Origin of the sequence: Paenirhodobacter sp., assembly GCF_047600745.1 — a bacterium.
Classification (GTDB): Bacteria; Pseudomonadota; Alphaproteobacteria; order Rhodobacterales; family Rhodobacteraceae; genus Rhodobacter.
In genome coordinates, this window is sequence record NZ_JASGKI010000002.1 from 317,495 (window position 1) to 337,139 (window position 19,645).

Below are 19,645 nucleotides of genomic sequence, written 5' to 3' on the forward strand. Positions count from 1 at the left end.
TCACATCTCCTTGCGCAGATCGACCAGCCGCAGCGCGAGCGAGATCACGGCGGTGATGATCAGGGTGAGCACCACGCCCGCAACGGCGGCGAAGGCCCATTTGAGCGAGCCGACCTGGCTCACGATGATATTGCCGAGCAGGTTGACCTTGCGCCCCGAGAGCGAGGCGGCGGTCGCGAATTCGCCCAGCACCATGACGGAGACGAAGATCGCCCCCACCACCACCCCCGGCAGCGAGAGCGGCACGATGATGCGGCGGAAGATCGTCCAGAACGAAGCGCCCAGATCGCGCGCGGCCTCGATCACCGAGGGCTCGATCCGGCCCAGCATGAAGGTGATCGGCCCGACCATGAACACGCAATAGATCTGCGTCATGCCCACCAGTACCGAGAATTCGGAGAACAGCAGGAAGGTCAGTGGCTCGTGGATGATCCCGAGCTTCATCAGGATCACGTTGATCGCGCCTTCGGTGCCCAGCATCGGCCGCCAGGCGATGACCCGGATCAGGAAGGAGGTCCAGAACGGGATCACGCAGGCGACCAGAAGCGCCGTCTGCACCGTCTTCGAGCGCACGAACAGCCCGATATAAAGCGCGACCGGATAGCCCACGACGACGGTCGCCACCAGGACCGTCAGCCAGATCCGCACCGTGGTCAGGATCGCGTCGAGATAGGTCGGCGTGGTCAGGAAACGTTCCCAGCTTGCCGTGGTCAGGTCCGGCGTCACCGCGAATGTGGTCTGTGTCCAGAACGAGACCCAGATCACCATCAGCATCGGCAGCGCCAGGAACAGCACCATCCAGGCGATGCCGGGGGACAGCAGCATCAGCGCCCGGCGCCGGTCGCGTTTCGCGCGCAGCAGGGCGGGGCTGGTTTCCTGCGCGGTCATGCTCCGGCCCCCTCGAAGACGAGCGCCGCCCCGGGCGCGAAATGCAGGGCGTAATCGGTGCCCTCGGTCATCACCGGCAGGCGCGGCGCGCTCAGATGGTCAGTGACCTGGATCAGTTGCCCGTCATCGGTCTGGAAGAAGGCGAGCGCGGTCGCGCCGTTGAACTCCCCGGCGACGTAGCGTGCGCTGAAATGGTCGCGCCCCGGCGGCACCTGGCCCGGCGCGCAGATGTCGATCTGGTCGAAGCGCACCGCCATCTGCGCGGGTTTCCCCTCGGGCAGCGGCCGGGGAAGGGCGAGCGATCCCGTCCCGGTCAGCAACGCGCCATCGCGGACCCGGCCCGACAGGATGTTCCATGCGTTCAGGTGACGCGCCGCGGCGGCATTGCCCGGCAGGGCGAAAAGCTCGGCCGGGCGGGCGGCCTGCACGATGCGGCCCTCCGCCAGCACCGCCACCTCGTCGCCCATCACCAGCGCCTCGGTCTCGGAGCCGGTGACGTGCAGGAAGGTTACGCCCTGCCGTTCGCGGATCGCGCGCAGCTCCTCGCACATCCGCGCCCGCAGGTTGGCGTCGAGCGCGCCGAGCGGCTCGTCGAGCAGCACCACGCGCGGTTCGGTCACCAGTGTCCGCGCCAACGCCACGCGCTGGCGCTGACCGCCCGAGATGGCGCCGACGGCCCGGCGCTCGAAGCCTTTCAGGCCGACGAGATCCAGGATCGCCATCGTTCGGTCGCGAATCTCGGAGGCACTGCCGAGCGGATTGCGCGCCCTGTGGCGCAGCCCATAGGCCACGTTGTCGAAGACGTTGAGATGCGGGAACAGCGCGAAGTTCTGGAACACGAAGCCGACATCGCGCTCATGCGTCGGCACCCCGTCGAGGCGCTTTCCCTCAAGCCAGACCTGCCCCGCGTCCGGTTCCTCGAATCCGGCGATGAGCCGCAGGAGGGTCGTCTTACCCGAGCCAGACGCACCGAGGAGTGCGACATAACGGTTGTCCGGTACCTCGAATGACAGTCGCTCCAAGGCGCACACATCGCCATAGCGACGCGTTATGCCGCTCAGTCTCAGCACGTCGATCTCCCTGCATTTTTGTTTTATGTATACAGAGTGCCGATAATGATTCGGCGCAAGGATAAAAACGCTCCCTGTCCACTGAGGCCGATGTTTGGCAAAATTCCATAATCGCAACGCTTAAAATATCATCCGCACGGGGCCGTCAGCGGCGCGGCGTATAATAAAACCCCTGACTTGATCTGTATTATTATAACATAATGTATACTAAGTACGTTTTGTGTAGCGGTTGCAAAGGCCATGATTTCGCTACAATCCTTGCTGCGAAACCGGAGATCCTGATGACCCGAGCCACCGACGCCCCCAGCATGACGCCCCAGCTTTTCGAAACCGCCGCGCAGGTGCTCCGGGCCAATATCGCGCGGGGGTTGCTGCCCGAGGGGTTGGTGCTACAGGAAAGCGCACTCTCCGAACGGCTTTCGATGTCGCGCGCGCCGGTCAAACGGGCGCTGGCCCTGCTCGAAAGCGAAGGCCTGGTCAGCCGCTTTTCCGGGCGCGGCTATCTGGTCGGCACGGGCGGGGGCAGCCCGCATCGCGCCAATCTGCGAGAACTGGAACTGGACCTCGACCAGCTCGACGAGATGGCGGGTCAACCGAACTGGTACCGCCTGCACGACATCATCGAGCAGGAAATCCTGCGCACGGTGGTTTTCGGCGAATATCGCATCGTCGAATCGGCGATGGCACAGCAGTATCAGGTCAGCCGCACGGTGGTGCGCGAGATCCTCGGCCGGTTGCAGGAACGGGGGCTGGTCTCGAAAAGCGCTACGTCGCGCTGGATCGTCGTGCCTCTGACGGCGCGCAAGATCCGCGACAAGTTCGAGTTGCGCATGATCCTCGAAGTAGCGGCCCTCCGTTCCGCCAATCATGACCTGCGGGAGCTGGGCGCGCTGCGCGAGGACATGGCGCAGGCCGAAGAGGCCGATGCGATCCCGCCCGAGACCTGGTTCGCGCTGTCGGATCGCTTTACCGAAGCGGCCGTGCTGTCCGTGACCAACCCGGATCTGTCGCGGTTCATCACGATAAACGGCAAGGCGCTCGCGGCCTCGCAGCGGGCGCTTTTCGCGCTTGGTCTACCCACGGCACGGCAATCGCTTCAGGAATTGCGGCTGGTGATAGACCTGCTGCTCGCGCGCGCCCCGGTGGCCGCGCAGGGCATGTTCGAGACGCATCTGGCCAATGCCCTCCATCGCACCATCGCGCAGTTGAAGATCGTCGCGGTGATGGCGCCGCCGACCAATCTCGCCCCCTTTCTTCAGCCTGGGGAGACCTGAATCACCAGCGCGATCTCCACATATCGGGGCGGCTCAGACTACAGTCAGGCCCCATAATTTGCTTGATCGCAGGCGGGCGTCATGATGCACTCCCCCGACCTGGAGAGGGTCATGGGCGGGTTTTCTGGATAACCAAGGAGCGACCGCGCCCCTCCTTTCCGAAATCACGAGGCAGGCCGCGGGTTGACGACCGGCGGATGCTGAGCGGAGCAATCTTCATTCAACGTAATGGGTTGGTGTGGAGCGAGGCCCCGAACGGTCGTCCATCGAGGCGCCACTGATGGAGTGGGTGGCTCCCGCTTCATCGTCGGCGCTCGCAGCTTTCCCGGCAGCCCTTATGACGGCCACACCCTGGCGTCGGCGCTGGAGCCGGTCGCCATCCTGACCGACCAGGTGCCCGATCCCGCCGTCGTCGACCGCGGCTATCGCGGCCATGGCGTCGAAACCACCCGTGTCCTGATCAGCGGCCAGCGACGCGGCCTCACGCCATTACTGGCACGGCTCCTGAAACGCCGAAGCGCCATCGTGCCCGAGATCGGTCACATGAAGATGGACGGGCGCCTTGCCAGATGCCCGCTGACGGGCCGCATCGGCGACGCGGTTTTTGTCCGGCGCATCGCTTGAACCAGTGGCGCGATACGCCTCACCCCTCTGCGCCTGCGGGTACAAATCCGCAAGATCCTCGCCCATCTTCGGACCATTTGATGCCTGGTCCTGCACCTGATCGCAGCGGCCTGTTGCCAAGGAAAGCCCCGCATGGAGGCCCCAATCACCGCCTGAAAAGATTGTTCAGAGCGGACTAATGATCTGGCACGCTAACAGGCTTCGTATCTTGATGTCGCCACAAGGCCAACATTCGCCGACGTCTCCTGGAAGCGGTGGACGCTGCGGGCGGAACGGCTGGGCCAACGATGACACCACAGTGGCCATCTATTTTTCAGATACGCTCGGGGAGAACAATCCTGGCATTCGCCCAGAAATCGGCAGGATCAGCCTGCAATTCGCGCAAGATGACCATCAACTCGATGACATCGAGGCGCCGCTCTCCCAACTCATACTTCCCGACGAACGAGGGATGCTTGTGTAGTTTCGTGGCCAGATCGGCCTGAGACATGCCCTTTTCGTTCCGAAGGGCAACCAGCGCCTTCAGAAGGGTGCGGTAAGCATCTGAATGAACGCTGCCTGCCAACCGGATCCTGCCATTTCTCGACAGGCCCTGCTACCCCTGTTGCAGGGTAAACCCCAAAATGATGGTGAATTCTCTCGCGATTCGACAGCCGAAGGTGACGGAGCGAAGCTCTGTTGCGTCCAGCCAGCACGCGAACCATCGACATAGCCACCCGGAGGGGATGATGGCCTTTTCCCGTGCCCGGCTGGGCAGTCTCGCCCTCGTGTTCACCTTGGGCTTGCCGCTGTTTGCGGTTGCACCGCACCGGCGTTCGGCGTGCCGGTGGCCGCCGGATGGATGGCCGGGAGCAACCTGACGGGCCTTTGCCTGATTGGTGGGCGGGATTGGCATGCAGCAAGCATCGCTCCCGGATCATGAGGAAGAGGATGTCTGAAGCCCTCACCTCCTTTTGCCAACGCCGCATCCGGGTCGCTCGGGCGCGGAAAGTATCAACCCGAACTGAGGAGATGAATTTGCGCAACGACCTGTTGAAGACGATCCCGGCCGTAGCGCAGGCGACCGAGAAATTCGGCCAACTCCTCCTCGATCGTGGCCCGGACGTTTGCCCGCAGGCGATCCTCGATCGGGTCGTACTCCGTGGCATCTGACAGTGGCGAACGGGACGAACTGGCGTTTCATTCATGGCGTGATCTTCTTGGTGGTCGCAGCTGCCGGTTGGGGGCAGTTCACCCGGAAATTACGCCGCCTGCAAATCTCCACCACTTCCGAGAAACGACCCTTGTCTGGATGCGGTTCACGGTGCAGAAAATGCTGCTTCGTGAAGGCGGGAAGGCGCGGTTCACCGAGGAAATACGCGCCCGGAAGAACCGGCGGTAGGGATGCGATCGTCAACTCCGGCCGCGGCTTCCGCCGCCGGGCAGGCCCGCATATGGCAAGCATCGTTGTGTGGCAGATCCCTTTGTGATCAGAATGTTACCGGGAAGATCCGACGGTCATGGCGGATGAAAGCTCTCATCCCCGCTCGGCGGTCGAAGCGGTGTGCGTATCCAGCGCGGCGTGCTCGATGCTGTCCCTGTCGATAGGGCCGTGCCCGGATCTCGTCCGGGGGAGCAGTCGCCATTTCCCCTTTCTTCGTTTCGTCAGCACCAATGCGTCGGCGAGGCTGAGGGCCGGCAAATGTCTTTCCGGCGTCGGCCCTGAAAGCCGTGCCAGGGGCGCCGATCCCGAGGGTATCGCAGGGTCTGGCAGCCTGTCGGAGCAAGAGCGGATAGCTATCCCGGCACGCTGGTGCTCTGTTCCATGATCCTTACCGAATTCCTTGTTGTCGAAAATGCGATTCTAAGTTACCGTTAACAAATTATTCTGATCAAACCTTCGCCGTTTTCGCGGAAAATGTCCGTTTTTATACAGGACGATTCCTATGAATATCTTGATATTGGTTGCCTTTCTCTCGGTCACTTTTGCGAGCTCCGTCGCCGGTGGAGCCAATGCGCAGGGAATGGAGTGTAGGGCGCTTCATGAGGCATCCGGGATTTCGCGATACGGGCTGAAGCGAACGGTCTGTGCCGATGTCGTCGCTCTGGATCAGACGCTGGTGTATAATCGTTTCGGGTCGTTCAATCCGTTCGGCATGATGTTCGCCTTGCGCCGCGATGTGGTTCCGGCGGATCAACAGCCGGAGAAATTCACTGCCGAACTATGTGATGACGATACAGGCACGGCCTGGAACAGTCAGGAACTGGCGAAAGGGAATGTCCGTCTGCGCGATTGCAAACGCCCGCGGCCTCTGGTTCTGCGGGCCAATGTCGGAGACCTGCTGACGATCCGGCTGGAGAATCTGCTGTTTGTTGAACGGCAAGGGGATGCCACGCGCGGGCCCGACTTTTCCAGCGATTTCTGCGCAAACCGCATGGAGCCGCGTTTCGGCGGCGTTGGTGGCGCAGTCAGCGCCGGGCCCGGCGATCTCGTCAGCCATGGCGAGGCATCCTGCGCAGATCCCGCCTCTCCTGACTATGCCGAAGATCCGGCAACTCCTCCCGACTGGCCCGCCACGCGCGGCGTCAATTTCGCGATTTAGGGGCTGCGGGCGGTCGCACCGGAAGGGGGCGACGTCGATACGCGCTGCCTGGGCGAGATGGCTGTCAAACCCGGTGAAGAGGTGACCTGCCATTATGCGGTCCTGCGAGAGGGGCCTTATTTTGTTGCTTCGACCGCTGCCCCGTCGGGTGGCGAAGGCGATGGCGGCTCGCTGACGCATGGGCTGTTCGGGGCCGTGAACGTGCAGAAGGCGGGCACCCGCTGGTATCGCAGCCAGGTTTCGCGCGGGGCGATGGAGGCGGCGCGCGCCTCTGCGCCCGCCGGGCAGGCCGTCGACTATCAGGCGCAGGTCGATGGTGTCCCGGTTCTGGACATGCTGATGCCGTCGGACAACGAGGGCGCCTATCGGATCGTCCATTCCGACCTGAACGCCATCATCGAAAACCCCGCCTCCACCCTTACCCCGGAGCATCGCGATCCGAATGGCGATCTGGTCGCGGCCGAATCCGGGCCGCGCGCCTTTCGTGAATTGTCGGTATTCTTCCATGACGAGTTGAAATCCTTCTATACCCGGAATTTCGACGAGTTGGGGGCCTTTGGCTCGGCGCAACTGGCAGGCGCGCGCGACGGCTTCGCGATCAACTATGGCGCCTCCGGGATGGGGACGATCCTTCTGGCCAATCGCAAGGGAATCGGGCCCTCCGCCAATTGCGCGGAATGCCTTTACGAGGAGTTCTTCCTGACATCCTGGGCGAATGGCGACCCGGCGCTTCTGGAGCATTACAGCGACGATCCATCGAACGTTCACCATTCCTATCTGAACGATGCCGTGGTCTTTCGCAATTTCCACGCGGGACCAAAGGAAACCCATGTCTTTCACCTGCACGCACATCAATGGTATGCGGGGAATGACAATAATCGCGGCAGTTTCCTCGACAGCCAGACGGTCGGTCCGCAGCAGGCATTTTCCTATGATATTTCGGGCGGCGGGCTTGAGGTCTATCACCGCGGTCTTCAGGACGGGAAGGGCTGGTGGGAAACGCTCGGCTCGGGCAACCGCAACAGGACGGTGGGCGATTCGATCTTCCATTGCCACCTCTATCCGCATTTCGCACAGGGCATGTGGGAGTTGTGGCGCGTCCATGACGTGTTCGAGGATGGCAGCCGCAAGCTGCCCGACGGACAATGGAATCCCGGCCTGTCGCTGACCGAGGAAGAGGCCGGGATCAAGGCGATGGCCCGGCCCGGGTCGGTGCATCGCGCGACCGGCCAGCGGATCGAGCCCGCAGAGGGGATGAGCAGGATGCAGATCGGCACGCCGATCCCGGCCATCGTGCCCTTGCCGCATCAGGCCCTGCCTCCGGCGCCGAGCTATCCCGAAGCCGTCGCCACGCTGGACGCCAGCGGCGCGATAGGCAATGCGGATGAAACCGCCGGGGTCACGACCTTTCCCGGTTATCCCTTCTATATTCCGGGGGCGCCGGGCCACCGCCCGCCGCAGGCGCCGATGGATATCGCCCGGGCGCGGGATGGCGCGGGTCAGTCGCTGACAGGGGAGTATCTGGATGGCGGCCTGCCGCGCCATGTGCTCGGCGATGCTTCGACCCGTGCGCCCGAGTTCACGGTGCCCAAGGATCTGCCGCCGCTTGGCCGTGACCGTGAGATCGCACAGTCCCAGATCATCGCCAAGGCGCTGGCCCTTGGCGACATGACGATGAAGTTCAAATCCGCGGCGGTCGAAACCCTGCCCTATGACGGCACGCCGCTGGAGCGCGCCGCGATGGGGTTCCATCACAACGGCACGGTGGACGGGCAGGCGCTCACCATCGCCGCGCTGGACGGTTCCGCGGTCAGCTACAGGGGGGAGATCGGCGCCTATGCGGTTGGCGACCGTCTCTTCGGGGTGAACGGCGCCCCGCCGGTGCCAGGTGCGCCCTATGCCGATCCCTGCGGCGCGCCCGACATGCTGGGCCGCATCCTGCGCCTTGATGATAACGGATCGGTCACCTACCGGGTTCTCGATGAAAGCGGGGAACAGCATGACCTGATGGCCACTCCGGCGGGCACAACGCCTCAGGGGCCGGATGCGCACGCCGCCACCGATCAGGATGTCACCAACTGGGCCAATCGCCGTCTGCCGGGGTCGCTGACCACGCGGCTTGCGGTGCTGTATTACGTTTCCGGCGGGACGGTGCATCAACTGGACCGGCAAGGCCCCCTGCCGCGTGACGCCAATTCGCCGCTGCTCATCAGCCAGAATGACCCGTTCCTTGACGACGGCACCGGCGGTCCCCGCTTTACCACCGATCCCGGCGTGATCGGGTTCCGGCGCTATGAGGCCTCGGCGGTGCAGCTGAATCTGGTGACGAACCGGGCGGGCTGGCACGATCCGCAGGCGCGGATCAACGTCCTCAGCGCGGTGTCGGACCGTTACAAGACGGGACCGGAAAAGCCCGCCAACCGCTTTTCGCCCAAGGTCAGCGCTTCGGAGGCGCCGTTCTTCTTCCGCGCCCTGTCCGGCGAATGTATCGAGTTCCGGCATACGAACGAATTGCCCAAGGATCTGGAACTGGACGATTTTCAGGTCAGGACGCCGACGGATACCATCGGCCAGCATATCCATCTGGTGAAATTCGACGTCACCGCCTCGGACGGATCGGCCAATGGCTGGAATTACGAGGACGGCACCTTCGCCCCGGACGAGATCGCCGCCCGCATCTGCGCCGCGCGCAATGTCGAAGGGCAGGAGGCCATTCTCGCCCTCGGCACCCGGCCAGCGGGCGCGCAGAAGCTGCGCGTGGCGGAGGGGCTGTGCGAGATGAAGGACGGGCTCTGGGTTCCGGCGATGAAGGATATATGGCGCAGGCCGCTGGACGAAAACCGCCACCTGTTCCAGACCACGGTGCAGCGCTGGTTCGCCGATCCCATCCTGTCCGAACGGCGCCATCCGCGCGATGAAAAGGTCGCCGCCGATGATCCGACCGTTGACGACCGCACCTTGCGGACGGTCTTCAGCCACGACCATTTCGGCCCGTCCTCGATCCAGCAGCACGGGTTCTATACCGCGCTGGTGCTTGAGAAACAGGGGGCGCGGGTCTGCACCGTCGCCGCCGATCTGGAGGGCGCGCCGGAGAATGCCAGTCGGCTGGATTACAGCGATCCGGCCGATTGCACGCCGCTGCGCACCGACCGCAGGCTTCGGTTCGCGGACGGGCAGGATGTCGGTCCCCGGAAGGTCGTCCTTGCGATGGGGCGCAACAGCAAGGGCGAGGCAAAGAACCTGCTGACCCGCGAATACGCGCTGGCGGTGGCCGATTTCGCGACGCTCTACGATCCGCGCGACCGGACGACCGCCGAGGAACTGACCTCCGGGGCCAACAATATGAAGGGCATGGCCACCCTGGTCTGCGAGGCGCGCAATGCCGGCAATCCCTCTGCGCTGAATGATCTGTGCGGGGCCGGGATGGAAGCCGACGGCAACGCCTGGCACGGCCCCGAAGGTCAGGTGCCCCCGGCATGGTATGCCTTCGGTCGGCCCGGCGATCAGCCCTCGCATCAACTGTATTATCGCGGCGCATGGGAACCGGGCGCGCCGGTCATCACGGGCGAGGAGATCGACGCGCTTCGCCACCATATGCTGATCTGGCGCGCCAATGCCGCCGGATATGCGAGCCTTGATGGCAGGGTTCTGGCCAAGCCCGTCGCGCCGCCCGCCCGGCCGGAATCCATCTCGGTCGACCATCACGACCCCTATCTGCTGAACTATCGCGGCGAGCCCATTCCGCTGCGGGTGGGCGGCGGCTCGGGCGATTGCGCATTGCGCCCGCTTGCCTATTGGGTCGCGGGGCTGGAGTCGGGCGGCGTGCAACCCACCTGCTCGATCGACACCCAGACCCGGGACATGTCGCTGGCCTTCCGCACGGGCGGCGCGGGCGATCCGATCACGCCGATCCTCGAAAGCCGCGACGGCGACCGGGTGTCGGTCCGGCTTATTCAGGGCGCGCAGGAGGTGCAGCATGCCTTCACGCTCGAAGACCATATGTTGCAGCGCAATATAGATCAGGCGTTCCCCTCGGGGATGCTGACGCTGGACAACATCACGCCCGCGGAGACGCTGGTGCGGGAATGCGAGGTCGCACAGTTTGGCGGCATCGCCACGGCCTTCGCCCATCTGGGCCGTCCGGATCAATATGGGCGATGGTTCGCGGGCGGGGTGGCTGCTCTGCCCCCCGCAAGCCGCCCCTACTGGCAGGCGCATGAACAGCGCCTTGCCCGCTGCTTCAACGCCGAGGGGCGCATCACGACGCAGGAAATCGGCATATCCGAACATTTCGAATTCGCCGCTGCCTATCGCTACGGGACCAATCACGGTGGTTCTGAAATACACATGCTCAGAAAGCTAGAGATTGAGAAAGATCGCTTGATTGATCCCGAGAAGTTCAATCTTGACCGGGACAATCTGCAAACCCCCCCTTCGCCGGAATTGCAGCAGCTTCCGGACAGGATCGAACCGCTGCTCCGGCAGATGCCGCAGTCCAGCCTGCGCTCCGGCGTGATCGAGGAGTTGCGGCGCGTGCCCGATGCCCAGCTCAGCGAGCTTGGCCGCCGGCAGCTTGAGGAGATCACCAAGGGTATCGAAAGCCAGCCCGAGACGGCGCTCGACCTGATTGCCCGGCCTGGTATCTTCAAGCCCATCGAAGAAATGGGCCGCCAACCGCCTTATTTCGACAGCCTGCTCCATTTCGGATCGCAGGATGCGCTGTGGAACGGCGCCTGGGGCCTGCTGCGGGTCCACAAGGGCGAGGAGGAAGAAAAGGATCGCCAGATCGCCCAATGCGACCCGAAGGCCCCGCGCCTTCAGGCGGTGATCGCGGCTGTATCGGTGCGCAGCCTCGCGGCGCGTGCATCCGCGCAGGGCGCCAACTTCCCCGCCGCGACCGAATACAGGCCGGGTCTGACGGATCGCGACGGGCTGTTTTTCGCCCTGATCGACCCCCGTCAGGTGCGTGACCGTCTGCCGGATGACAGAAGGCCGCAGATGGAGGTCGCGAACCCGCGGGAATGGCCATCCATTCCGCGTGACGCGGTGCTGGATGCGGTTCTGGACGCTTATGACCGGCCCGAGCCGCTGGTGCTGCATGTCAACGCCGGGGACTGCCTGCAACTCGTCACGATCAACGCGCTGGAGGCCGACAGGCACGATCCGCTGGCACGGTTGCGGGATGAGCCGGGTGATGCGCGGATGCCGCCGATCACGCCGCTCAATGTCGATTACGACTGGCCCGAGATGACCAGGCCGTTGCAGCCTGAAACCGTCTCCGCGCGGCATGTGCCGACGGTGGCGCCATCCTCGGGGCTTGCGATCAACCTGCCGCTGCCGGTCTCCGGGCTGCTGTCCGATCTTCCGCGTATCGTCGGAGGCGCGCAAACGCGGCCGCCGATGCTGGCCTCGGCAGACGGGGAGTTGCAGCTGGACAATGCCCCCGTCGAGGAGCGCAGCGGTCAGATCCAGGTGGCCGAGCTTTATGCCGGTCTCGCGGTGATGCCCGACAAGACCCCCGCCCAGATGGAATTCCTGCTGTCCAATGCCCAGATCGGCACCCTGACCGAAAGCTACGCGACCCAGGTCAATCTGGCATTGAGAAATGCCGGTCTGCCCGAGGCGGTGCGGGCGGCCGAAGGTGGGGGTGGTCTCCTTCAGCCCATCGCCCCCGCCGATTTCCAAACGCGTGTCGACCATCTGCCCGTCGATCAGAGCGCGGATCTGCGCGGCCGGATTGATCAGGCGCAACTGGAAGCGGCGCGCCGCATCGACGCGGCGCAGGCGGAAGCGCGGCAGAAGCTGGCTGCGGACGGGCGTTATATCCCCTATGCCTTCGGCGCGCTGCCGCTGCGGTCGATGTCGGATGTCGTCGGGCATGTGACGCACGGCCTCTTCGGTGCGATCACCGTGGTTCCGCAGCAGGCCGGGATCTCCGATGACCTGACGCGCCTGCCCGTGAATGCCTGCGAGGCAGGTGCCCTGCCTGTCGGCACTTGCGATATGAAGCTGATCCTGCCGCCCGGCAGGAGCTTCCCGCGTTTCGGCAGTTCGGTCCTCAGCCTGCCCGCTTTGCCGCAGGGCGGTCTGCACATGCCGCAGCGCGATGAGGCGCGGGCGCACACCATCCGTCAGTTCACCATCTTCTGGCAGGATGGCCTGAACCTGCGCGACGCCGCGACCCGCGATGTGCATCGCTCCAGCCTGCTGTCGATGGTCGCCGCCCAAAGTCCGGACCTGCTTGTCCCTGCCGGTGGGGTGCCCGACAGCCGCCCGCCCGGCACGGTTCTGTTGCCCCCGCAGATCGGTGATCTGCTTGAGGCGACCCGACCGGGGGACAGCGGGACCGGTTCGCTGCAACTCGACGCGGCCCGGATGGCCGATTATGTCGCCGATCTCAAGCTGCTCGACCCGATCCGGAGGGAGGAGTTGACCGGTCCGCCCGGGGGTCCGTCCGCTCGGCTGCCGGATCGGCTGATCCGCTGGAACTGGCGGCTGGTGGCGAATTGCCTCGTCTGCACCGACAGCTATGACTGGGGGGAGAAGGGCGTCAGCTATCGCGCCGAACCCTTCCACATCCGCCTGCGGTCCGAGCCCTCGGCTGCGGGAAACCCGCCGGAAAGCCATTACGACCTGAATGCCTTCGACTTCGGCACGGATTTCTGGCGGCTGCGCCCGGACGAAGCGGAGACCCCGCCGATGCCGGTGCTGCGTTCCGTCGCGGGCGAGCAGGTGGTCATTCATGTCGTGCATCCGGGCGGGCGGGCAAGGCAACGCGCCTTCGTCACCATCGGTCAGGATTATGACGACCTGTTTCCGGGCTTCGGCTTCCCGCGCGGCGCGCTGCTAGCGCCGGGCAAGGCAGTGACCGCATCGCTGACCATGCCGGTTACCGAAGGCTGCTATCTGTGGTTCGACGGGCCAGCCACCACCCGCAGCGGCGGCGCCTGGGGTCTGCTTGAGGTGGTCAGCCCCGAGGTCGGTTTGGACGCGAGACCCGACAGGGGCCGGCCATGCGCCCGTCAGTGAAACGGGTGGCGCTGTGGCTGGCCCTCGGCCTGCCGGGCGCGGCGCTGGCTCAGCAGCCGGGTGACGTTTTCGCAGAGGAAGACGTCACGCCGGGCATCGACGTCGGGCTTGGCTTCCTGCCCGTCGACGGGGATGTGCCCTTCGGGATACCGCCCTCGGATCGGGCGCTGCGCGTTCGCGTGGACCTGACCGATGCGGTGACCGGGCGGCCTGCCAGCGACCGGCGGCTGACGGCGTGGCTGCGCCCCGCCGATCCGGCCAATCCCACCTGTCAGGCGGCGGTGGCGGCGTTTCGCAGCACAAGGTCGCTGCCGTTCGGAGCGGTGGATCTGAACGGGATCCTCGTCGTTTCCCGGAACAGCGACGAGACGGTGCATGTCGCCGACCCCCGACTTGGCAACCGCAGGGCCAATCTGACCGCCGCCCACAGCCTGCCCGAGCGTCCCTCTGCCATTGCGGCGGATTCCTACGGGATGCGGATTCTGGTCACCCTTCCGGAGCGGGGCGAATTGCTGGCGCTGTCGCCCTTTTCGGCCGGGCGGTCCGTGCTTCTGTCGGGCCGCCCGGGGATCGGCGGTGCCGAACCCCTGGCGGATGGCCGGTTCTGGGCGGCGTCGCCGGGCGAAGTCGGCTTGCATGCCGCCGATGGCGCCGTGATCGCGCGCATCGCGGTCGATGGCATGCCGCGGCTCCTGTCGGTTCACAGGCCGGACCCGCGCGGATATGGCCCGCCGCAGCTTGGCCGGTTCGGGGTGGTGACGGATCGGGGCGAGGTGCTGGTGATCGACCCGGAGACCGGCGCGCTGACGGCACGCCTGCGCGAAGCGGCCCCGCGTGACGCGGCGCTGCTTGACGGCGCATCGGTGGCAATCCTCGCGGCGGGCGGGCGGGCGGTGCATCTGCGCTATGGCGACGATCCAGACCGGGCCGAGCGGCTGGACCTGCCTGCCCCGGCCAGCCGCCTCGACGCCCATCCAGAGGGGAGATATGCCGTCGCCTGGCATCCCGGTTCGGCCTCGATGACGCTGATCGACAGCGCGACGATGACCGTTCATCCGATCCGCCCGCCGCGCGCGGGAACCGTGACCGGCTTGATCACCACAACCGAGGGGGCGCTGGCTCTGTCGCTTGATGGCGGGCTGGTGCAGGTGATTGACCTCGACCGCGTACGAACCGGGCGCGCCTATGATGCCCCCACGGTCGATCTGGGGGGTGCCGCCGAGCCTGACCCGGACCTGACCGGGCCGCTGCTGGTGTCGTTGTCGCCGTCGTCCAGCGCGCTGGCGCTGGATCCGGCGCGGCAGCTTGCCTGGCTGATCGAGGACGGGCTGACGACCGAAACACCGGCGATGGACGCAATCCGCCTGCGGACGGGAGTGCCTCAGGGCCTGTACCTGCTGGACCGCAGCTTTCGCCGTACGGCCGCCGGGATCTATGAAACGACCGCGATGTTGCCCCCCGGCCCGCAGGAACTGGTTCTCGCGGGCACGGACCCTCCTTTCGCCCGCTGCATTCCGTTCCGCGCCGAGGGCGAGCCCGAGCATCTGCCCGTGATCCCGTTGCAGGCCGCGCTGACCGCATCGCAGATGCAGGCGGGCCGCCCGGGCCGGGTCGTGCTGCACCTGTTGGACCCTGAGGGCCGCGACCACACCCCGCGCCGGATGACGCTGCTGCTGACCAGCCTGACGGGTCCGGCGCGCCAGATGACCGAGACCACGCCCGCGCCGGAGGGTGGGGCGCAGCTCGACGTTACCTTCCCCGTTCCCGGCAGCTATGCCGTCCAGCCGCTGCGCCTTCCCTCCGGATACCGTCTGAACGCCACCCCCGTCATCGAGGTTGAGCCATGATCCGCCTGATCACCTTCCTGCTTGCCCTGACGCTTGCGCCCGCGGTGCAGGCCGATGTCTTCCGCCGCGAAAAGCTGCGCCTGCCGGATGTCGAACTGCTCGACCAGAACGGTGAGCGCCACCGTCTGGGGGCAGGGGGGCTTGAGGGCCTGATGGTCATCACCTTTGCCTATACGACCTGCGAGTCGATCTGCCCCATCGGCAACGAGGTGATGCGCGAAATCGACGAGACGCTCGGTCCCGATCCGGGGGTGCGGCTGGTCACCATCACCATCGACCCGAGCCATGACACGCCCGCCGTCATGCGCCGCGCCGCCCGCGAGATGAACGCCAGCGGCAACTGGCTCTGGTTGACCGGCGCGCCCGAGGGGATCGACAGATTGCTCGGGGTGCTGGATGCGCGGGCGGACGAGCTGTTCCTGCACGAACCGCTGTTTCTGGTAGGCGATCCCGCGACCGGCAGGCTGTATCGGTCGCAATCCCTGCCGCTTGCCGAGGAGGTTCTGGATATCCTTGGTCAGTGGTCGTCCTGAACATCGGCTCATAGGGCTTGCCTTCGTCCTGTGCCTCGCCGGTTCACCGGTCCAGGCCGAGGATCGGGGGGCGGCTGATCTTTCAGGGCGCGGACGGCGGACCTTCGGTGGTGATCGACGGGCGGACCTTCCGGGCCTGTCACACCTGCCATGGCCGCGACGGCCGGGGTGGAAACGAAGGCGCGGCGCCCGCCATCGTTGCGGACAGGACGGGGGCATCGGTGGATGCGCATGGGATGCAACTGGCGCTGGAACAGCGCCGCCGCCCGGACGGGTCGATCCTGTCCGCCCTGATGCCCGCCTATTCCCTTTCCCCCGAAGTCCTGTCCGAACTGACGGCCTATCTCGACCGTCTTCCCGCCGAGCAAAGGACCGGGATCACCGCGCGCAGCATACGCCTTGCCGTGCCCTTCGGAGCCGGTGGCGAGGATCGGGCATCGGCCTATGCCGCGACCTTGCGCGCCGGTCTGGCCGAGGCATTGGGTCCGCAAGGCGCCTATGGCCGCGTGCCGGAGGTCGAGGCGGTCAAGGTCGCGCCGGGCACCTGTCCGCCCGGATTGACCGGAGCCGCTGCCGTGATCGGCCTCGGGCCCGAACTGGACCCCCTGCGCCCCTGCCTTGCCGCCCGGGCGGTGCCGGTGCTTTATCCGATATACCCTCTTGTCTCCGCGCCCGGGGATATGGGCCTCACCTGCACCCTGCTTCCGGGATGGGCGCAAATCGCGCGCGATCTCGTCGCGGCGCTGAAGGCAGCGGGGATTGAGGCGGTCATGGTGCCGCACCGGGATCATCCCCTGCTGCCCCTTCTTGAGGATGAACGCGCGGTGGATCCGCATCTGCGGATACTGACGCCGGATCAGCCGGTTCCGGATGCCGCTTCTACCGTATTCCTGCAAATCGGTGCCGCCGGACCGGGCCGCCCCGGCATCAGGCCGCTCCTTCTGCCCGAGGGCATTCTGCGCAAGGATCTGGAAGCCGCTGCCGCGCAAGACGGGTTCGTGCTGGTCTATGGCACGGATATCCTCTCCGAAGCGGTCGGTTCCGGCAGGCCCCTGATCGAGGCCTATGCCCTGACGTCCGCGCGCAACATCGCGGCGGCGATCCTCCACGCCGGTCGCAACCTGACCCGGACGGGCCTGCTGCAAGCCACGGACTGCCTTACCGGCCGGGGCGAGAGCACGACGGAGCTGATCAGGATCGGCCCCCTCGCAGGCAAGGCATGGCCCGAATAGCCCGCCCCGGTTCCGTCCGGCTAGGGTGCCGTCAAGCACCCGCACGGGTTCTCTGGCGGCTTGGGGTAAAGAAATACCTTGCGCACCAAGGGATTTTGGCCCGTTGGCCGGTTGCAAAGGCAAGACCTTCTGTGATCATGCCGTAATCAATAGCTTGAATTTTCCCCCTTCCACCCGCGCATCGTTCGCGCCCCTATGCCCCTCGCGAGGCATTTTGCGTTCCAGGGTCGTTCTGGCGATATGCGAGCCGGCACGCCCCGCCGTTCTTGTCCTGCCCGGCCAGCGCCCGCACCTCGTCCAGCCGCAGGATGTGGCAGATGGGGTTGTCGCTGTTGGCGTGAATGGTGATGATCCACCAGTCCGACCGCAGGTTCTCGATGTTCCGGCCGAGCGGCACGGCAGATCGCTTGCTCAGCGCCTTCGACTGGATTCCCAAAGTGAGCGTCTCGTCCTCGCTGATGGCAAAGAGGTCCGAACCCCGTGCGTTGCGGATGGTCGGCATGACGTGCCAGCCCCGGCGCGAAAGCTGCCATGCGGCATAGTTGAGCCCGGCGTTGCCGGTGAGGTGCGGGCGGGGTTTGGCCCGGGTCGTTTCGTTCACGCGGACATCTTCCGTCCTGAGGTTCAAGGGCCGCCCGGTCAAAGCCGGGTATTGGCAACCAAGCACACAGCACAGGGCGTTGCCACCTCTGAAGCCCTTGACCGAACTGCACCGGGTTTGCCGGAGGCTGGTTCTGATGCCTGTCCTCGCGCGCTATCGCCTGGAAGGCGGTCTCTGATCCGGCCTCGACCGTGGCAAGCCAGGGTTGGCAATATTCTGGATTTTCCGTCGCAATCGCGGCGACGTCTCGTCCGAGGGAGACGTAGTCTTCGGGGGATTGGGCGTGGGTGACGCGGATGGTGTCCTGTTCGATGATCGGGCCTTCGTCGAGGTCGGCGGTGACGTAATGCGAGGTTGCGCCGATCAGTTTCACGCCGCGCTCATAGGCCTGTTTGTAGGGGTTCGCGCCTTTGAACGAGGGCAGGAAGGAGTGGTGGATGTTGATGATCCGGCCCGACATTTCGCGGCACATCTCGTCCGACAGAACCTGCATGTAGCGCGCGAGCACGATCAGTTCGGCGCCGGTTTCGTGGACGATGCGCATCTGTTCGGCCTCGGCGGCGGCCTTGTTTTCCTTCGTCACCCGGATGCAGTGGAAGGGGATGTCGTGGTTTACCACCACTTTCTGGTAGTCCATGTGGTTCGAGATCACCGCCACGATGTCGATCGGCAGGGCGCCGATGCGCCAGCGGTAGAGCAGGTCGTTGAGGCAGTGGCCGAAGCGGGAGACCATGATGACGACCTTCATCTTTTCCGCTTCGCCGTGGAATTGCGCTGTCATGTCAAAGGTTTCCGCGGTGGCGGCGAAGTCCTGCCGCAACTGTGCGAGGCCGAGGCCCTGTTCCGAGGCGAAGCTGACGCGCATGAAGAAGCGGCCGGTGAGGGTGTCGTCGAACTGCGAGCTGTCGGTGATGTTGCAGCCCTTGTCGGCGAGGTAGGTGGAGATCGCCGCGACGATGCCGCGCTTTGTCGGGCAGGTCACGGTCAGGCAATAGTCGGTCATCAGGGGCTCCTGTCGATGGGGGGTGGGCGCCGCGATGCCCCGTCGAGGGGCATGCGCGGCGCGAGGGGCCGGGGCCCCTCAGGCCGTCAGGCCCTCGGGTTCGGGCAGGTGGTGGGCGCGGCAGCAGGCGGTGAGGGTATTGGCCAGCAGGCAGGCGATGGTCATCGGGCCGACGCCGCCGGGGACGGGGGTGATGGCGCCGGCGATTTGGGCGGCGCCGGCGAAGTCCACATCGCCGACGAGGCGGGATTTGCCGTCCCGGATGATGCGGTTGATGCCGACGTCGATCACCGTGGCGCCCGGTTTGATCCAGTCCGCCTTGACCATTTCCGGCCGGCCGACGGCGGCGACGAGGATATCGGCGCGGCGGCAGACGTCGGGCAGGTTGCGGGTGCGGCTGTGGGCGATGGTCACCGTGCAGCTCTCGGCCAGCAGCAGCTGCGCCATCGGTTTGCCGACGATGTTGGAGCGCCCGATCACCACCGCGTCGAGGCCCGCGAGCGAGCCGAGCCGGTCGCGCAGCAGCATCAGGCAGCCGAGGGGCGTGCAGGGCACCATCGCCTTTTGCCCGGTGCCGAGCCGCCCGACGTTGAGGATATGGAAGCCGTCGACGTCCTTGGAGGGGTCGATGGCGTTGATCACCAGGTCGGCGTTGAGATGCGCGGGCAGCGGCAGTTGCACCAGGATGCCGTGCACCGCCGGGTCGGCGTTCAGCCGGTGGATCAGCCCGAGCAGGGCGGATTCGGACGTGTCCGCGGGCAGCCGGTGCTCAAAGCTGTTCATCCCGGCTTCGCGCGTCTGGATCCCCTTGTTGCGGACGTAAACCGCCGAAGCCGGATCGTCCCCAACCAGCACCACCGCCAAACCGGGGACCACGCCCAGACCCGAAACATACCCCGCAACCCGGGCCCGAAGTGTCGCAGCGAAGCCCTTCCCGTCAATCATAACGCTCATGTCAGTTC

11 protein-coding genes and 3 pseudogenes are annotated in these 19,645 nt (G+C 65.6%); 9 read left to right on the forward strand and 5 right to left on the reverse strand.

Translation table 11 applies throughout. The features are described from left to right. Nucleotides 1-888 (reverse strand): ABC transporter permease, encoded by an 888-nt coding sequence (locus QM789_RS05960; protein WP_420351045.1) that lies wholly within the window; start codon nt 886-888, stop codon nt 1-3. Next, nucleotides 885-1,958, reverse strand: a complete 1,074-nt coding sequence (locus QM789_RS05965; RefSeq protein ID WP_420351046.1) for an ABC transporter ATP-binding protein — start codon at nt 1,956-1,958, stop codon at nt 885-887. Before QM789_RS05965 ends, QM789_RS05960 begins: the two co-directional genes overlap by 4 nt. A gap of 281 nt (nt 1,959-2,239) precedes the next feature. Here QM789_RS05965 and QM789_RS05970 point away from each other — a divergent pair, with 281 nt between their 5' ends. The 3 genes and pseudogenes from QM789_RS05970 to QM789_RS05980 all read left to right on the forward strand — a co-directional run. Beyond that, a complete protein-coding gene (locus QM789_RS05970) occupies nt 2,240-3,232 on the forward strand; it encodes a GntR family transcriptional regulator (protein ID WP_420351047.1) in 993 nt (330 codons plus the stop codon). A gap of 128 nt (nt 3,233-3,360) precedes the next feature. Further along, nucleotides 3,361-3,486: pseudogene (locus tag QM789_RS05975) on the forward strand (IS5/IS1182 family transposase); the annotation flags it as partial. Nucleotides 3,487-3,532: 46 nt separating this feature from the next. Beyond that, nucleotides 3,533-3,937, forward strand: a pseudogene (locus QM789_RS05980) (IS5/IS1182 family transposase); the annotation flags it as partial. Between the two features lie 232 nt (nt 3,938-4,169). Here QM789_RS05980 and QM789_RS05985 read toward each other — a convergent pair. After that, entirely contained in the window at nt 4,170-4,421 is a 252-nt protein-coding gene (locus QM789_RS05985) for a helix-turn-helix domain-containing protein (RefSeq protein WP_420351048.1), read from the reverse strand. A gap of 452 nt (nt 4,422-4,873) precedes the next feature. Here QM789_RS05985 and QM789_RS05990 point away from each other — a divergent pair, with 452 nt between their 5' ends. From QM789_RS05990 to QM789_RS06015, 6 genes are all read left to right on the forward strand, one after another. After that, nucleotides 4,874-5,008 (forward strand): hypothetical protein, encoded by a 135-nt coding sequence (locus tag QM789_RS05990; RefSeq protein WP_420351049.1) that lies wholly within the window; start codon nt 4,874-4,876, stop codon nt 5,006-5,008. Nucleotides 5,009-5,781: 773 nt separating this feature from the next. After that, nucleotides 5,782-6,438 (forward strand): hypothetical protein, encoded by a 657-nt coding sequence (locus QM789_RS05995; RefSeq protein WP_420351050.1) that lies wholly within the window; start codon nt 5,782-5,784, stop codon nt 6,436-6,438. A 57-nt stretch (nt 6,439-6,495) separates the two neighbouring features. Next, on the forward strand, nt 6,496-13,467 hold the full coding sequence (locus QM789_RS06000) for a hypothetical protein (RefSeq protein WP_420351051.1): 6,972 nt from the start codon (nt 6,496-6,498) through the stop codon (nt 13,465-13,467). Then, nucleotides 13,452-15,314, forward strand: coding sequence for a hypothetical protein (locus QM789_RS06005; RefSeq protein ID WP_420351052.1), 1,863 nt, complete (start codon nt 13,452-13,454; stop codon nt 15,312-15,314). Before QM789_RS06000 ends, QM789_RS06005 begins: the two co-directional genes overlap by 16 nt. After that, on the forward strand, nt 15,311-15,847 hold the full coding sequence (locus QM789_RS06010) for an SCO family protein (protein WP_420351053.1): 537 nt from the start codon (nt 15,311-15,313) through the stop codon (nt 15,845-15,847). Before QM789_RS06005 ends, QM789_RS06010 begins: the two co-directional genes overlap by 4 nt. A gap of 110 nt (nt 15,848-15,957) precedes the next feature. Continuing rightward, on the forward strand, nt 15,958-17,079 hold the full coding sequence (locus tag QM789_RS06015) for a c-type cytochrome (RefSeq protein ID WP_420351054.1): 1,122 nt from the start codon (nt 15,958-15,960) through the stop codon (nt 17,077-17,079). A gap of 842 nt (nt 17,080-17,921) precedes the next feature. Here QM789_RS06015 and purU read toward each other — a convergent pair. Continuing rightward, nucleotides 17,922-18,683: pseudogene (gene purU, locus QM789_RS06020) on the reverse strand (formyltetrahydrofolate deformylase); the annotation flags it as partial. Nucleotides 18,684-18,761: 78 nt separating this feature from the next. After that, on the reverse strand, nt 18,762-19,637 hold the full coding sequence (gene folD, locus QM789_RS06025) for a bifunctional methylenetetrahydrofolate dehydrogenase/methenyltetrahydrofolate cyclohydrolase FolD (RefSeq protein ID WP_420351055.1): 876 nt from the start codon (nt 19,635-19,637) through the stop codon (nt 18,762-18,764). Nucleotides 19,638-19,645 lie beyond the last annotated feature (8 nt).

Coding starts and splice junctions, on each gene's coding strand:
- QM789_RS05995 (WP_420351050.1), top strand. CDS start 5,782: ATGAATATCTTGATATTGGTTGCCTTTCTCTCGGTCACTTTTGCGAGC.
- QM789_RS06000 (WP_420351051.1), top strand. CDS start 6,496: ATGGCTGTCAAACCCGGTGAAGAGGTGACCTGCCATTATGCGGTCCTG.
- QM789_RS06010 (WP_420351053.1), top strand. CDS start 15,311: ATGATCCGCCTGATCACCTTCCTGCTTGCCCTGACGCTTGCGCCCGCG.
- folD (WP_420351055.1), bottom strand. CDS start 19,637: ATGAGCGTTATGATTGACGGGAAGGGCTTCGCTGCGACACTTCGGGCC.
- QM789_RS05960 (WP_420351045.1), bottom strand. CDS start 888: ATGACCGCGCAGGAAACCAGCCCCGCCCTGCTGCGCGCGAAACGCGAC.
- QM789_RS05970 (WP_420351047.1), top strand. CDS start 2,240: ATGACCCGAGCCACCGACGCCCCCAGCATGACGCCCCAGCTTTTCGAA.
- QM789_RS06005 (WP_420351052.1), top strand. CDS start 13,452: ATGCGCCCGTCAGTGAAACGGGTGGCGCTGTGGCTGGCCCTCGGCCTG.